The sequence below is a fragment of the Lysinibacillus sp. NPDC096418 genome (assembly GCF_044762775.1).
Classification (GTDB): domain Bacteria; phylum Bacillota; class Bacilli; order Bacillales_A; family Planococcaceae; genus Lysinibacillus.
On the sequence record NZ_JBIWEY010000022.1, the window covers coordinates 20,884 to 35,322 of the forward strand.

13 protein-coding genes are annotated in these 14,439 nt (G+C 37.8%); 3 read left to right on the forward strand and 10 right to left on the reverse strand.

Features of this window, described 5'->3' with window-relative positions:
- Positions 1-406: 406 nt before the first annotated feature.
- Both ACIQZG_RS15620 and ACIQZG_RS15625 read right to left on the reverse strand, forming a co-directional pair.
- Positions 407-1,915 carry a hypothetical protein gene (locus ACIQZG_RS15620; RefSeq protein WP_402756410.1) on the reverse strand — a complete coding sequence of 503 codons (1,509 nt, stop codon included), beginning with the start codon at positions 1,913-1,915 and terminating at the stop codon, positions 407-409.
- A gap of 15 nt (positions 1,916-1,930) precedes the next feature.
- Positions 1,931-2,734: a cupredoxin domain-containing protein gene (locus ACIQZG_RS15625; RefSeq protein ID WP_402756411.1), complete on the reverse strand. Its 804-nt coding sequence runs from the start codon at positions 2,732-2,734 to the stop codon at positions 1,931-1,933.
- A 339-nt stretch (positions 2,735-3,073) separates the two neighbouring features.
- Between ACIQZG_RS15625 and crcB (ACIQZG_RS15630) the strand changes: the two genes are divergently transcribed.
- The 3 genes from crcB (ACIQZG_RS15630) to ACIQZG_RS15640 are packed head-to-tail and all read left to right on the forward strand — an operon-like array spanning position 3,074 to position 4,156.
- Positions 3,074-3,436 (forward strand): fluoride efflux transporter CrcB, encoded by a 363-nt coding sequence (gene crcB, locus ACIQZG_RS15630; RefSeq protein ID WP_402756412.1) that lies wholly within the window; start codon positions 3,074-3,076, stop codon positions 3,434-3,436.
- Positions 3,433-3,762 (forward strand): fluoride efflux transporter CrcB, encoded by a 330-nt coding sequence (crcB, locus tag ACIQZG_RS15635; RefSeq protein ID WP_402756413.1) that lies wholly within the window; start codon positions 3,433-3,435, stop codon positions 3,760-3,762. The genes crcB (ACIQZG_RS15630) and crcB (ACIQZG_RS15635) overlap by 4 nt, the downstream gene beginning before the upstream one ends.
- A gap of 46 nt (positions 3,763-3,808) precedes the next feature.
- Entirely contained in the window at positions 3,809-4,156 is a 348-nt protein-coding gene (locus ACIQZG_RS15640) for a hypothetical protein (protein ID WP_402756414.1), read from the forward strand.
- Between the two features lie 174 nt (positions 4,157-4,330).
- Here ACIQZG_RS15640 and ACIQZG_RS15645 read toward each other — a convergent pair whose 3' ends face one another.
- From ACIQZG_RS15645 to ACIQZG_RS15680, 8 genes are all read right to left on the reverse strand, one after another.
- The gene (locus ACIQZG_RS15645) at positions 4,331-5,122 is read right to left on the reverse strand and encodes an ABC transporter ATP-binding protein (RefSeq protein WP_402756415.1); all 792 of its coding nucleotides are present in this window, start codon (positions 5,120-5,122) and stop codon (positions 4,331-4,333) included.
- 23 nt (positions 5,123-5,145) lie between these two features.
- Positions 5,146-5,940 carry an alpha/beta hydrolase gene (locus ACIQZG_RS15650; protein WP_402756416.1) on the reverse strand — a complete coding sequence of 265 codons (795 nt, stop codon included), beginning with the start codon at positions 5,938-5,940 and terminating at the stop codon, positions 5,146-5,148.
- A gap of 19 nt (positions 5,941-5,959) precedes the next feature.
- On the reverse strand, positions 5,960-6,994 hold the full coding sequence (locus ACIQZG_RS15655; RefSeq protein ID WP_402756417.1) for a FecCD family ABC transporter permease: 1,035 nt from the start codon (positions 6,992-6,994) through the stop codon (positions 5,960-5,962).
- Positions 6,987-7,988, reverse strand: coding sequence for a FecCD family ABC transporter permease (locus ACIQZG_RS15660; RefSeq protein ID WP_402756465.1), 1,002 nt, complete (start codon positions 7,986-7,988; stop codon positions 6,987-6,989). Before ACIQZG_RS15660 ends, ACIQZG_RS15655 begins: the two co-directional genes overlap by 8 nt.
- A gap of 17 nt (positions 7,989-8,005) precedes the next feature.
- Positions 8,006-8,995 carry an ABC transporter substrate-binding protein gene (locus tag ACIQZG_RS15665; protein ID WP_402756418.1) on the reverse strand — a complete coding sequence of 330 codons (990 nt, stop codon included), beginning with the start codon at positions 8,993-8,995 and terminating at the stop codon, positions 8,006-8,008.
- Positions 8,996-9,015: 20 nt separating this feature from the next.
- Positions 9,016-10,308 carry an NtaA/DmoA family FMN-dependent monooxygenase gene (locus ACIQZG_RS15670; RefSeq protein WP_402756419.1) on the reverse strand — a complete coding sequence of 431 codons (1,293 nt, stop codon included), beginning with the start codon at positions 10,306-10,308 and terminating at the stop codon, positions 9,016-9,018.
- Positions 10,309-11,069: 761 nt separating this feature from the next.
- Positions 11,070-11,873 (reverse strand): arsenite methyltransferase, encoded by an 804-nt coding sequence (locus ACIQZG_RS15675; protein WP_402756420.1) that lies wholly within the window; start codon positions 11,871-11,873, stop codon positions 11,070-11,072.
- Positions 11,874-12,023: 150 nt separating this feature from the next.
- Complete coding sequence (locus tag ACIQZG_RS15680) at positions 12,024-14,435, reverse strand: heavy metal translocating P-type ATPase (protein ID WP_402756421.1); 2,412 nt, start codon at positions 14,433-14,435, stop codon at positions 12,024-12,026.
- Between the last annotated feature and the right edge of the window lie 4 nt (positions 14,436-14,439).

Here is a 14,439-nt window from a genome sequence, read left to right on the forward strand (position 1 = left end):
CTACCCACTATCTAGCAACTCCCTGTTGAAAATCATCTTTATCATTGTGTTCCACATACTACATACACTCCTCTTCCTGTTTTTTCACTACAACCCGTGTAATTAGGCAATAAAAAAGAGACACATCCCCTAAAAAGAGAATGCGCCTCTTATAAAAGGTAAGGAGTAGCCCATACCCTTCATTGCAAAATTAATTTACAACATTAGACATGAACAATGTATGCAGCTGTAATTTGTAAATCCACTGTTAAAGTAATCATTGTCATGTCCTCCTTTGTACAATTTGTTATAGTGTTCTTGAAGATTATCACACTTTAGAAATAATTGTCAACAATGTAATTGTATTTTTTTACGTTTCCCAGGAAATAATTAACGCTTTAAATCGGTAAATTACTAAATTACGATTTTATTTCGTTACCTCAAATGCTAATCTAATAGCTGGCATAGATGAACCAGGATGATCCGTTGAATACGTTAATTGAGGGATTAGCGTCATATCCGTAGCTAATTCTTTTTGCTTATAAATACCTGGGTAAAGATCGATTAAATGATGCCCAACATCACCTGTTGCAATTACATCAAATGTTAAATTGCCTTGACTGTTAAACGCACATAAATAGCCTGTATAAGCATTGTCATACGTTAAATAGTAGGCATTGTCGAATTCAGTCCAACCGCCACCTTTAATCGTAATTGAAATTTTTGTACCGACGGGACCCGATTTTGGTGAAAAATCAACAATTGATGGCAAGATACGTAAGTAAGCCTGTCCGTATACTTCTCCACTAGCAACTAAATCAAGACGGTGTGGAATACCCCCTAGGTCATCTGGAACTTTGAAATCATAGCTTAAATTGCCCTTTGCATCCGTTTTAATTTTTTCTAAGATTGTCACTTCCTCAGCAAATCCCTTACCGCTAACACGACTGCCTTTCATTGTGTTCCATACAAGCTCGATTTCTGTATCTTTTGGCAAGCCCGTAGAAGTTAAAGTAACAGGTTCACCTACATTACCTTCGTCTACACTAAGTGCAACTTTTACGTCTTTCTTTTGCTCAAGCCTAGGCATTTCTACACCACCCGATGCTGCAACAGGCGCATCTTCTACGTGATTTGCAATTGTTGGTGCGACACCGTCGGTAATTTTAAACATAAAGTCTGGTGCCGGTTTATCTGGATAAGGCGACTGTAGATAATTTATGTACTGCATACCTAAATAGCCTGTACGTAACCGTATTGCATGATCGCCAACAGAGCCTGCTGCACGAATTTTCGCTTCAGCTGTACCATTGGTCGAAATACCTGTCACAAGACCTGTATATTTATTGTCATATGTTAGCTGCCAGTTACGCATGTACGTGCTCCAGCCTAGCCCCTCCATTTTAATGGAGATTTCTGTACCGACCGGACCTGATTGTGGTTCCATCACAAATGACGGGTCTACTGTATAACCAACCTGACCTATCTTTTTACCATCTTGTTTTACCCAAAGTGTAATATCACCACCAAAACCCTCTGGAACATTAAATTTACCAGTCCATTTACCATCTGTATCAGTGGTACCTTCTAGTAACATGATTTCTTTTTCCGTAAATTCCGGACCGATAACTGCATATAAATCTTCTATAATATATTCACCATCAATAGAGTTCCATACTAATTCAACAGGCTTGTCAGGCTTTAAGTCTGTTACATTAAATTGCACTTCATCACGTACAAATCCACGCGAAGCAGATAATGTAATGTTGTTTAACAACTTTTCTTCAACGACTTCCCCTTTTTCCGCCGATGCTTCGGACACTTCATCTTGTTTTTCTCCTACTGAATCGTCCTCTTTTTCTGTACAAGCAGCTAATGCAAGGCTACTTGTTAAAGCAAGTATAAGTAGCCGAGATTTTTTCATCGGAACTTTCATTTATATATCCCCCTATTATTCAACAACCACTAGTTTTGCTGTCATGTCGCCATGACCTGCGCCACAGAAAACGCTACAAACTATCTTGTATTCACCTGCTTTTTCTGGTGTAAATTTAACTGAACCATCCTTATCTAATTTTACATCTAAGCCCTCTACTAAGACCCCGTGTAAACCTTCTTCAGATTTTAATGAAAGTGTAACTTCCTCCCCAGCTTTTACATAAAACTCTTTCTCACCTGCAGGACCATGGAATTCAAAGTTTTTTCCGATTATCTCTACTTTTTGATTTGTTTCTACTTTCGCTAGATCTACTGTTTCCTTTTCTGGTGCTACTTCTGCTGAAGTTTCTACCACTTCGTTAGAGACAATTGTTAATAATGAAGGAGCTACATTAAACGGCTTAAATTCACCTTTTTGATCTTTATATTCAGCTTTTACCGTATAGCCAAGTGTTCCTGTTGGTGTATCTTCTGTAACCGGATATGCTACAACCCAGAAGTTATCATCGCCGTGCTTCCCGTAAGTCATATCAAGAACTACCCCAGTAGATAAATGCACCTGTACCTTGGCATCTTTTACTTGCTCATTTGTTATACCGTCTAAAACATTATTTCGGAAAACAATTTTGTCTCCTGGTGAGAAGCGACTAGCAAGTACACAACCCCCTTGTTCTGTTACAGTGTCACCAGTAATGACAAGTGCACCAACTTCTTTTTCTGCCCCTTTGTCTTTTTCGTTCTCTGCATCATTACTACAAGCAGTTAAAATTATTGTGGCTGCAAATAGTGATGCTAAAATCGGTCTTCTCTTTTCCATGTCAAATCCCCCATTTAATTTTTAATTTTCCGAATATCCAAATTACTATTACAGTGTACCTCTCTATCGTATCTCTCACAATATTATTATGCGAAAAAAGCTCGAAAATTCATAAAATTCATCCACTAGTATGAATTTTCATATAAAGCACTTCTCACAAATCCTTTTATCACACTATTTATAGTGTAAATTTAACATATGAAATGTTATACATTTTTGAACTCCACTTTATATGAAAATAACGATTGATTTTCAAATTTATTAATCGCTTTTTTGTAGAATTCACCTTATGATAAGTAACGATGAATAAGTAATTAATGACGAAGGGACGTTTCTTAAATGAAGCAGTTTTTCGCAGTTGGGGTTGGGGGTTTTTTTGGAGCCATGACCCGCTATGGATTTAGCAAGATCATACCACAAGAAAATGGATTTCCTTTTTCTACAGTATGTATTAATAGTATCGGTTGTTTTTGTCTAGCTTGGCTCTTTACAAAATATACGAAGCGAACACCGGCTGTTCTTGCCATCGGGACAGGCTTTCTCGGAGCTTTTACAACATTTTCTACATTTTCAGTGGATACATTATTGTTATTTGAACAAGGAAGGTGGGTCCTTGCCGCAAGCTACATAGCTGGCTCTGTTGGAGGGAGTCTATTTTTTGCTGTTTTAGGTGTCCTTTTTGCAAGGAGGCAAGTACAATGATACTCATAGGTATTGGTGGTTTTTTTGGTGCACTTATCCGATTTAGCATTAGTAGATACATTATCCATTCCTATCCGTGGGCGACTTTTCTGATAAATTGTAGTGGGTCCTTTGCCCTTGGATTTTTATATGGATTACAGCCTACCGAATGGCTTTGGAAACTTTTAGGAATAGGCTTTTTGGGTGCCTATACAACTTTTTCAACATTTGGCTTTGAGGTATTGCAGTTACTAGAAAAACATCAGTGGTTGCAAGCAGTGACTTATATTTTTAGTTCAATCATTCTGGGCATACTTTGCGCTGCACTTGGCCTATTTCTGGCATAGAAATTAACATTACATTCTTATTACACTACTACGATGAGGTGATTATTTGACGCAACTAACATCTGAACATTTACAAACACTAGAAGCTGAAATCACACATAATCTACATACTTTAATAGATTTAGAGTTAGAAGATGCATATTCCGAAATGAGTACACAATTCGCAAAACTACTTGCATCGGTTCAAGCTGCAAACCTAATCGATTATAAATTAGATGTACTTGTTGAACCCGAATTGTTTGCAACAGAGACACAAATTTTGCTCAAAAGTTTGATTGAGGCAAAAACACGACCAAATAATCGACATAAGCTGTTAACTCATCGCATGATTTTAAAAATATGGCTTCGCAAAAATCAGCGCTTTACTTATGAAAATTTACCGCAAATGTTTTAATTGCTAAAGGCGCCTTCCTATCAAAGCGGAAGACGCCTTTTTTATATTTACTACATTGATGACATTGAATTGCGTGTGGAGATGTTTAACTCCTGTGATGACGTAATTCTGCATAAATAGCTAAATAATAATTTGGTGGACTAGCTCCAATAATCATCACGTCATAACAACCATTTATGATACGCTTTCATCTACTTTTCCATATGATAAGCAAATCGGATTTTGGCTGAAAGGACAGGTCGTTAACATCGCTTGAATTTGAAAGATACATTGTAAATGTTCGCAAGTTACCACTCGTTCTGGTGTACCTTCTGTTACCATTGCACCATCTCGCATTGCGATTAAATAGTGAGAAAAACGAGATGCATGATTTAAATCGTGTAACACCATGACAATTGTCTTACCTTGCTCTTGATTGAGTCGCTCCAACAATTGTAAAACATCTAGTTGATGTGCCATGTCTAGGTAAGTTGTCGGCTCATCTAAAATTAAAATCTCGGTATCTTGGGCGAGAGCCATCGCAATCCAAACGCGTTGCCGCTGTCCTCCAGATAACGCTTCGATTGGTCGTTCTTGGAATTCGGTTAAATTTGTCGCTTTCAAAGCCCAATCAATTGCTCGCACATCATCTTCTTTCAAACGTCCAAAACTAGATTGATGTGGAAATCGACCGTATGTGATTAACTCACGAACCGTCAAACCGGTAGGTGCTTCAGCCGTCTGAGGCAAAATCGCCATCTTCTTCGCGATTTCTTTAGTGCTTGTCTCGTGAATAGCTTGTTCATCAATAAAAACAGCACCATGACTCGCTTTTAAAATACGAGCAATTGTTTTGAGTAAAGTAGATTTGCCGCATCCATTTGGTCCGATAATAGTTGTAATTTGCCCCTTCGGAATCTTGACACTTAACTCTTCTATAATGATAGTTGGTCCATAACCGACCTTAATCTGATCAACAGCTATCATATCTTTCACCTCATCTTCTCAAGTTAATCTTTTATCTGCTGTTGTTCTGGTGAGAAAGACTTTGCACTCATTAAAAATCGTAATGCTTGACTTATTGTCGTTGGAACAATAGACAAATGATTTTCATCTGGTGATGTATAAAATTGCATTGATTGTAAGGGTAATGATTCTAAGTGACGATACAAGGAACATGCATTTTCATACATCTGATGTTTTGACTCTTGCTCTGTTGCCATGAAAATCGCACAATCTAAATTTGAGATATGCAAAGCTTCTTGTAATACTTGCTCTTGATTCCACCAGAGTGATGGACTACAGATATAATATTGTGAGAATAATTGAGGTTCTCGAACGAGCGTATTAACGAGAAATAAACCTCCTAAAGAATGTCCAAAAATAAGTTGCTGTTCATCATTCACATTTAGCATATGTCGGACGATTTCTTTCACTTCTTTTAATATTTCTAAAAAGCGCTCTGCACCTCCAAATGTAGGCCAAGGCTTTCCGGAAGGATGTTCCGGTAAATTGACTACTTCACTTTGCGGTGTGAAGTCATATACTCGTAGAGAAGGAAAGGCTTCTTCTTGTTCATATCCAATCGATACTATTACCGACAAATGCACGCCTGTTTTTTCAGTGCGACGTGACTGCATTGTCATAATATTTTCAAAGAGTCCACCATAAGCGTTTCCATCCAAAACGTACAAGACTGGGTATCCTTCTCTCGGTGCTTGCTTTTTAGGAATTGCTATTGTAATTCGGTATGCAGTCTGCGATAAAGGGTGACGCATTGTTTTTACTACATGTGTATAACTCATAACTTACCTCTATTCTTAATCATGTCACTTTGCGACTTTTTCGGATTAATAAATATATGAAATACGGCACGCCAATAATAGAAATGACAATCCCAACTGGTAATTCTGCGGGTGCGAAGATCGTCTTTCCAATCCAATCCCCTGTTAAAACAAGGATTACACCGACAATTCCACTAATCGGAATAATGTGTTGATGATGTATACCAACTAATCTTCTCGTAATATGTGGAGCAAGTAATCCGACAAATGATATACTTCCTGAAACGATAACACTTGCACTAATTAAACCAACCGAGCCTACTAATAAAATCATACGTTCACGGTTTGCTCGGACTCCTAAACCGATAATCGCAACTTCATGGAGTTGTAATATATTGAGAATGGGTGCTTTCCAAATTAATACTGGAATGATAAAGATTATCCAAGGCAACATAGAAATTATTTGTTGCCATGATGCGCTATAAATACTTCCCGATAACCATACTGTCGCCATCTCGAAGTCATGAGGATTCATCTTCAATGAAATAAAAAGAGTAAGAGCACCAAAGCCAGCATTCAACGCAATCCCTACTAAGATTAAACGTTTTGGATCAAGCTCACCCCGATATCTTGAAAGCACAAAGAGTAACGACGCTGCCACCATTCCACCTATCCAACCCCATACAGACATCCCGACAATACCGAAACTCGACATTCCATTAATATTACCTTGCGCGATGAACATATAAAGTACTACTGCGAGCCCTACAGCAGACTGGATACCCAAAATCCCTGGATCAGCTAAATCATTTTTAGTTATACCTTGTAAAATGGCTCCAACTATCCCGAGTGCTAAACCGACTAATGCGCCAATTACAATTCTAGGCATCCTAAATTCAAAAATAACAAGTTCATGATTAGAGATATGATCTATACCAAACAACGTTCGAAATGTTTCAGATGTTGTCAAAGGGTACGTCCCACTTGTTAAACTGAAATAAAAAATCAGTAATGTAAAAGCGATTCCGATACTACCAACTATAATAAAACGAGTATTTTGTTTCCGGTTAGGCATGCTGTTTCCCTCCCTTTATTCGAATGAGATAAAGGAAATAAGGGACACCTACAAGTGCTGTTATGACGCCTACTGGTGTTTCGAAAGGTGGATTAATCGCGCGGCTTAATACATCTGCCCATGCAAAAAATAGTGCACCGAACAGGCCAGCGTATGGAATAATCCTTTTATAATCTTCTCCAATCAAAAACCGAGTAATATGCGGAATCACTAACCCGATAAATGTAACTTTACCTACTAAAGCTACAGATATACCTGTCAATAATGCAACACTCACTAATGTCAAAACTTTCATCACTACTATGTTAATACCTAGACCTTGTGCAACCTCATCTCCTAATGAAATCGCAGTAACGGACTTTGCAACGTACAGCGCAATAACAAGTCCGATTATCGCTAAAGGCACAGCCCACTTAATCATGACAGGGTCAATTTGATGAAGTCTCGTATTATACCAAAAGCTAATGTTTTGAGAGACTTGAAAATAAGTAGCTAAAGCTTGAGAAACACCGTTTAAAAACATCCCTAAAATTGTTCCGATAATCACGAGCGATATAGGAGTCAGTCCACCTGGAGTGATTTTAGCGATACCAAAAACGAACGCTACTCCTAAAATTGAGCCGATAAAAGAAAAGAAAATAAGAGTGAGAGGTTGAAGATTCGGTAAAAATATCATAGATATTGTAATGATAAAGACCGAGCCATCCGTTACTCCCATAATGTCAGGTGAAGCTAGGTAGTTCCTTGTCATCCCTTGCATAAGTGCCCCTGATATCGCAATGAAAGCGCCTACTAATAATGCACCTAGCACTCTTGGAATCCTTGATGATCGAATGATTAAGTGTTCCATATTTGTCGGATCAAAATGAACAAATGCTTTCCATATCGTAGAAAAAGAATAACTGGTAGCACCATACATCGTCGAACACGCAATTGTAATAACAAATAAACTAATTAAGAAGAGAGCTATCAAAATCTTATTCTGTCGAATCATGTTCATTTAGCTACCCTCTATTTCTTTAAAACATTTTGTTCTAACGCTTTTAAAAATTCAATTTTACTAAAGATTGTACCTCCTTCTAATAATGAATCTACAATATTTATGTGGACATGATCATTTTTGAAAGCAGCGATATTTTGAATAATTGGATTCTTTTTCAACTCTTCATAAGCCTGTTCGTTTTCTTGGTTTCCAGTTTGTTGCACTTGGATGAAGAGATAATCTGGATTGACTTGTGCTAATTGTTCAATCGAAATCGCTTCTTGTGCTTTTGCTTTTTGGATTACTTCTGGAACTTCTAGTCCAAGCTCATCGTATAAAGAAGGGTTGAAGAATACATCTTTAGGATAGACAAACATTTGACCACCACGAATGCGAAGTGTCATTACTGTGTCTGCTTCAAATTCTTTCGCTAAAGTCGTCTTAGCAGATTGTAGATCTTTGTCGTATTGAGCTAAAAGAGCTTTTGCTTCGTCTTCTTTATCTCCTAATTGTGCCATTAGCATCAGATTATCTTGCCAATTTGATGAAATGTGAGACACTAAAATCGTAGTTGTGATTTCTTCTAATTTTTTAACTACTTCTTCCGGGAATTTAGTTGTTCCTAAAATAACATCTGGTTGTAATTCTAAGATTTTTTCAAAGTTTGGTTGTTGTTTCTCACCAATAGACTCTGCTTTCCCCATTGCTACTTTAAACATTTCTGGAAACTCTCCTGCAAGAGTGATAGCTCCTACTGGCTCTACTTGTAAAACTGTCGCATCTTCCATCGCTTCCATCGTACCAGCAATTACGATACGCTCTACTTTTTCTGGCACTTGGTATGTTTCGCCTAAGTACGTAATTTCTTTCATTCCATTCTCAGTTTGACTTTCTTTTTCAACATTAGTCTCCTTCTCTTCTTCTTGTGGCGTTTCTTTTTCTTTCGTTGTATCCGTACATGCAACAAGAACTAAAATAGCCATTAATGCAAATAGTAATAAACTCAGTCGTTTTTTCATGTTATATCTTCTCCTTTGGATCACTTATCCATTTTTAAATGTTCTCGCAATGTTGAACCTGTGTACTCTTTACGAAACAAACCATACTCTGCAAGTAGAGGTATAACTTGCTCTAAAAATAACGTTAATGAACTATCTGAGCCCCCAGGAACTGCAATTATTCCATCTATCGCTTCCGCTTCGTACCACCGAATAATCTCTTTTGCCACATCTTCTGCTGTTCCGACCACTACCCAATGGGCAGAGTGCATCACTTCTGGTCGATTCAAAATCTCTTCAACAGTTGGATGATTTCTTTCAATATATCGGTATAACAATTCGCTATGTGTGCGACTACGAATTGTTGAATCGAGAGCAGGTAAAATTTGTTCAGTAATAATGTCCGTTAAAGCATAATCACTTAAAGAAACATGTAGTAGTTCTTCTGCCGCATGATATTTTTGTTTCATCGTGATGTGGGCATGGGCTTGACGGTGCATCTCTTCGGCCTCTTCCTTTGTCTTTCCAACAAAGAAATAACAACCAGGCAAGAGACGTATATCATCAGCTTTACGCCCCCCCGCTATTGCACGGCGCCTTAAATCTGCTCTTAATTCAACGGCTTCAGATAATTCCGGTGTCGCTGCGAAAATGGCATCTGCAGTTGCCGCTGCGAATGCTCTTCCTTCATCAGAAGCACCTGCTTGAAATATAGGAAGCATTCCTTTCGGGTGAGAAATGACATTTAAGGGACCTTTTACGGTAAAGTGTGAACCTTTATGATTCAATTCTTCTATAGACCTTTCAGAAGGTTCTCCCGTGAATTCTTCGTGAGGATAACTCGTCCATAAGCGCTTCACAACTTGCGTGGACTCGGCAGCTTTTTCATATCGTTCTTTCGATGTTGGGCGCTCCTCATAGTTAAAGTTCTCAAAACCTTCTATAGAAGTCACGACATTCCAACCAGCTCTTCCACCACTTAACCATTGCAACGACTGTAATTGTCTTGCTAATAAATAAGGAGGCACAAATGACGTAGAAGCTGTCGTGACAAGTCCAATTTTCTCAGTATATTGACTAATAATGCTAAATAATAAAGTAGGATCTGTTGCAATGCCTTTACTTTTTTTCATAAAAGCAGGGTGAGCCACTATGTAATCCGCCTTAAATAAAAAATCTAACTTTGCATGTTCTGCTTGTTGAGCAATTTCAATTTGTTCTTGAATACTGCTTGCATACTCTTCTTCCAACGCTATTTGCCGGTCATCCACAGGACCTTTAGATTGACGCCTTCCCAATGTAAGTCCGATTAATAGCTGCTTTCTTTTATTCATATTTACATTCCTTTCACTATCACCACAATCTATCATTATTGATAAAATTCATTTGAGATATATGTTCATCCTAAGACTTGTTATCCTCCCTACCTTTTACTCTAGTAAATATATAATCTATGCAAAAAAGCATTTATACATATCAAACTATTCCGAACAGATCTCAAACGAATTATAACGAGAATGATTATCATTGTCAATTGATGTTGGTAAAAAAGTGTAAAGTTATCCTCAACTCCCTATTATTGTTTCGATTTTAGCAACTATAACTTTCGAAAACCTCAGTATCTGTAGGTCACCCAAACACGTTAGTTGATCGGCTTATTCGACTTCAGTTTTCTACGGCTTAATGTGCTATTTTATTTTTTTCTAAGTGCAATAGGAAGTTGATTTAACAAAATCAAGTGAAATGATTTAATTCGATATTTTTAAAATCATAGGAATCCTATGAAGCAGACAAAAGGAATATGGGATTTTTCTAAAAAGGTTTCTAAGTGTTGATTGTGGGGAACTGCCTCAACTATAGCCATTGAATTCATTCCTAGGTTCTAAGCTATTTGGTAAGTATAAAAAAACGCTCAGATTTTATAAAAAACTGAGCGTTTTGTAAAGCGATAATAAAGTTGATTACATACAATTTAATTTAAAGTTCACATTAGCTTCAGCTAATGTGAACTTATTCAGAATCTATTTCAGGTAATAAATGAAATATTCTTTCGTTAAAACAATAACATGATTTACGGTCATACTGTTTCACCTTTCTATTTAACGGCTTGAATAATTGCTGATACAATGTAGTTTTCGATATCATAGTTTGGTTCCCATTCTCGGATAAACTCTTTTGATTCATCCTTTGGCTCAATCGAGATATTTTTAAAACCAGCATCTTTTAACAATTCTTCGTATTCCTTAATCGAAACAGCACCAGAAATACAGCCAGAATATAAATTCATATCCGATATATAGCTCTCTGGTAGTACTGCAGTTAAGACGACATCTGAAATTGCTAAACGACCACCTACCTTTAAAATACGATAAGCTTCGTCAAAAACTTGAGCTTTGTTTGGAGAAAGATTAATCACACAGTTTGAAATAATAATATCTGCTGTATAGTCTGCAACAGGCATATGCTCAATCTCACCTAAACGAAACTCCACTTGCTCAAATCCTGGTTTTTCTGCATTACGACGCGCTTTTGATATCATTTCTGGCGTCATATCTATCCCGATTACACACCCTTTTTTTCCTACTTTTGGAGCTGCTAAGAAACAATCGAAACCCCCACCTGAACCTAAATCAATAACCACTTCACCAGGTTTCAAATCTGCTATTACTTGAGGATTACCACAGCTAAGTCCCATATTTGCCCCGTCTGGAATAGAAGATAGTTCTTCCTTGGTATAGCCCATTTTTTGCGATATCTCATCGATGGAGATATTTTGATTTCCACTTGGAACACTGCAACTAGGTGCAGGTGTACAGCAATCTTGTGTGCTGTTTAATTTCAAGGCTACTTTCGCATAGCTTTCACGTACACTCGTACGAATATCATCTTCAAGTTTCATTAAAATCCTCTCCTTATATAAAAGAACTCTTATATAAGGATATAATTATATATTGTTATATACAAGAAAATAGCATTCTTATCTCAAAAAAAAGCTGTGTCAAAAGATAATACTTTGACACAGCTTTACTTCGATAATTCTGTATAATAGTTATTTTAGTTTCACACGTTGTAAGCGAAGGGCATTTAACACAACACTCACGGAACTGAATGCCATTGCAGCACCTGCTACCCAAGGTGCTAAAAATCCTGCAGCTGCAATGGGAATCCCCATTACATTATAAGCAAATGCCCAGAATAGGTTTTGTTTAATGTTGCGCATTGTTTTACGGCTCATTAAAATCGCATCAGCAATGCTGTTAAGGTCGCCACGAATTAACGTAATGTCTGCAGCCTCCATCGCTACATCTGTACCTGTACCAATTGCCATACCAATATTGGCTGTCGCTAGTGCAGGTGCATCATTAATACCATCACCAACCATCGCTACTTTTTTATCTTGAGCTTGTAGTTTTTTCACTTCTTCTGCTTTACCTTCTGGTAATACTTCTGCAATTACAGCATTTACGCCTACTTCTTTTCCAATCGATTGTGCTGTACGTTCGTTATCACCTGTCATCATAATAACTGTAATCCCCATGTCTTTTAGACGACGAATAGCTTCTTTTGAAGTTTCTTTAATCGTATCAGCAACAGCCACTAACCCTGCATATTGGCCATTTATTGCCGCAAGCATCGCTGTTTTCCCGTTACGTTCTAATTCTTCCATGGTCGGTAAGACCTGTGTAATATCAATGTTATATTGTGCCATTAACTTACGTGTACCAATGACAACTCCTTGACCTGAAACTGTTGCCTGCACGCCATACCCTGGTATTGCTTCAAAGAATTGAATATCGCCAAGTTCAATACCACGATCTACAATGCCTGCCACAATAGCTTCTGCTAATGGGTGTTCCGATTGTTTCTCCGCTGCACCAATCAGTGATAAGAACTTTTCTTCTTCTACATTTTCTACAACAACATCTGTTAATACTGGTTTACCATGTGTCACAGTACCTGTTTTATCAACGACAACTGTATCGATACTTCGTGTTTGTTCTAAGTGCTCGCCACCTTTGAAAAGAATTCCAAATTCAGCGGCACGACCAGAACCTGCCATTATTGATGTTGGCGTAGCAAGACCAAGTGCACATGGACAAGCAATAACTAATACAGCAATAAACACTTCTAAAGCTTTTGTAAAGTCACCTGGAGTAACCCATAATATCCAGATCAAGAAAGTAATCACGGCGATTCCGACAACAATCGGCACAAAAACACCTGAGATTTGATCCGCTAAACGCTGGATCGGCGCTTTAGAACCTTGTGCATCTTCAACTACTTTAATAATTTGTGCTAACGCTGTATCGCGCCCTACTTTCGTTGCTGTCATTTTGATAAAGCCGTTTTTATTGATCGTTGAACCATATAAAACGTCACCAGATACTTTATCAACCGGTAAACTTTCACCTGTTAACATCGATTCATCAACAGCAGTTGTACCTTCTAATACTTCACCGTCTACTGGAATTTTTTCACCGGGTTTTACTAATATCGTGTCACCAATAGCTACTTCTTCTAATGGAATTTCTTTTTCTACGCCATCACGTACAACAATTGCTGTTTTCGCTTGAAGACCCATTAATTTTTTTATCGCTTCTGATGAACGGCCTTTTGCTTTTGCTTCAAATAATTTCCCTAGTAAAATTAGTGTAATTAATACCGCACTTGTTTCAAAATACAGATGCGGTCCGTGATGTGTCCCTACCGTTATGATGGCTTGATAGACACTGTAAAAGTATGCTGCAGATGTTCCCATCACTACTAAAACGTCCATATTAGCACTACCATTTCGAAGGGCTTTATAGGCACCTACGTAGAATTGCTTCCCAATAATAAATTGCACTGGTGTTGCTAAAACCATCTGCACCCAAGGATTCATTAATAGTTCTGGTACGTATAAGAACGATGTGAACGAAAAATGCCCTACCATCGTCCACAATAATGGTAATGCAAGAATTGCTGATAAGATAAACTTATTTTGTTGTTTTTTAATAGCTTGCTCACGATGGTCAACGGTTTCTTTGTCATCTTGTTGTTGATGTGCGCCAAAGCCTAATTTTTCAACCTTCGCAATGATCTCTGCAATGGCTACTTCTGAAGGGTTAAATTCAATCGTTGCTTTTTCGAGAGCCAAGTTCACGTTCGCTATGGCAACACCATCCATTTTGGTTAAACCTTTTTCAATACGCGCCGCACATGCTGCACACGTCATCCCTGTAATATTGAACTCTGCTTTTTGTTTCACGACACCATAACCGAGTGCTTCGATCTTTTTCTCAAAATCAGCTTCGCTCAATTTTGATGGATCGTATTTGATAGACGATTTTTCGAGTGCTAAATTGACATTCGCAGTTTCGACACCGTCCATTTTATTTAAGCCCTTTTCAATACGCGTTGCACATGCCGCACATGTCATTCCCGTAATTTGCAGGTTTGCTTCTTTTAGTTCTGAACTCATGTTA

Excerpts from the sequence above, each read along its gene's own strand:
- ACIQZG_RS15655 (WP_402756417.1), bottom strand. The coding sequence starts at position 6,994 with ATGCCTAACCGGAAACAAAATACTCGTTTTATTATAGTTGGTAGTATC.
- ACIQZG_RS15625 (WP_402756411.1), bottom strand. The coding sequence starts at position 2,734 with ATGGAAAAGAGAAGACCGATTTTAGCATCACTATTTGCAGCCACAATA.
- ACIQZG_RS15665 (WP_402756418.1), bottom strand. The coding sequence starts at position 8,995 with ATGAAAAAACGACTGAGTTTATTACTATTTGCATTAATGGCTATTTTA.
- crcB (WP_402756413.1), top strand. The coding sequence starts at position 3,433 with ATGATACTCATAGGTATTGGTGGTTTTTTTGGTGCACTTATCCGATTT.
- crcB (WP_402756412.1), top strand. The coding sequence starts at position 3,074 with ATGAAGCAGTTTTTCGCAGTTGGGGTTGGGGGTTTTTTTGGAGCCATG.
- ACIQZG_RS15680 (WP_402756421.1), bottom strand. The coding sequence starts at position 14,435 with ATGAGTTCAGAACTAAAAGAAGCAAACCTGCAAATTACGGGAATGACA.
- ACIQZG_RS15660 (WP_402756465.1), bottom strand. The coding sequence starts at position 7,988 with ATGATTCGACAGAATAAGATTTTGATAGCTCTCTTCTTAATTAGTTTA.
- ACIQZG_RS15675 (WP_402756420.1), bottom strand. The coding sequence starts at position 11,873 with ATGAAACTTGAAGATGATATTCGTACGAGTGTACGTGAAAGCTATGCG.
- ACIQZG_RS15670 (WP_402756419.1), bottom strand. The coding sequence starts at position 10,308 with ATGAATAAAAGAAAGCAGCTATTAATCGGACTTACATTGGGAAGGCGT.
- ACIQZG_RS15650 (WP_402756416.1), bottom strand. The coding sequence starts at position 5,940 with ATGAGTTATACACATGTAGTAAAAACAATGCGTCACCCTTTATCGCAG.
- ACIQZG_RS15645 (WP_402756415.1), bottom strand. The coding sequence starts at position 5,122 with ATGATAGCTGTTGATCAGATTAAGGTCGGTTATGGACCAACTATCATT.
- ACIQZG_RS15620 (WP_402756410.1), bottom strand. The coding sequence starts at position 1,915 with ATGAAAGTTCCGATGAAAAAATCTCGGCTACTTATACTTGCTTTAACA.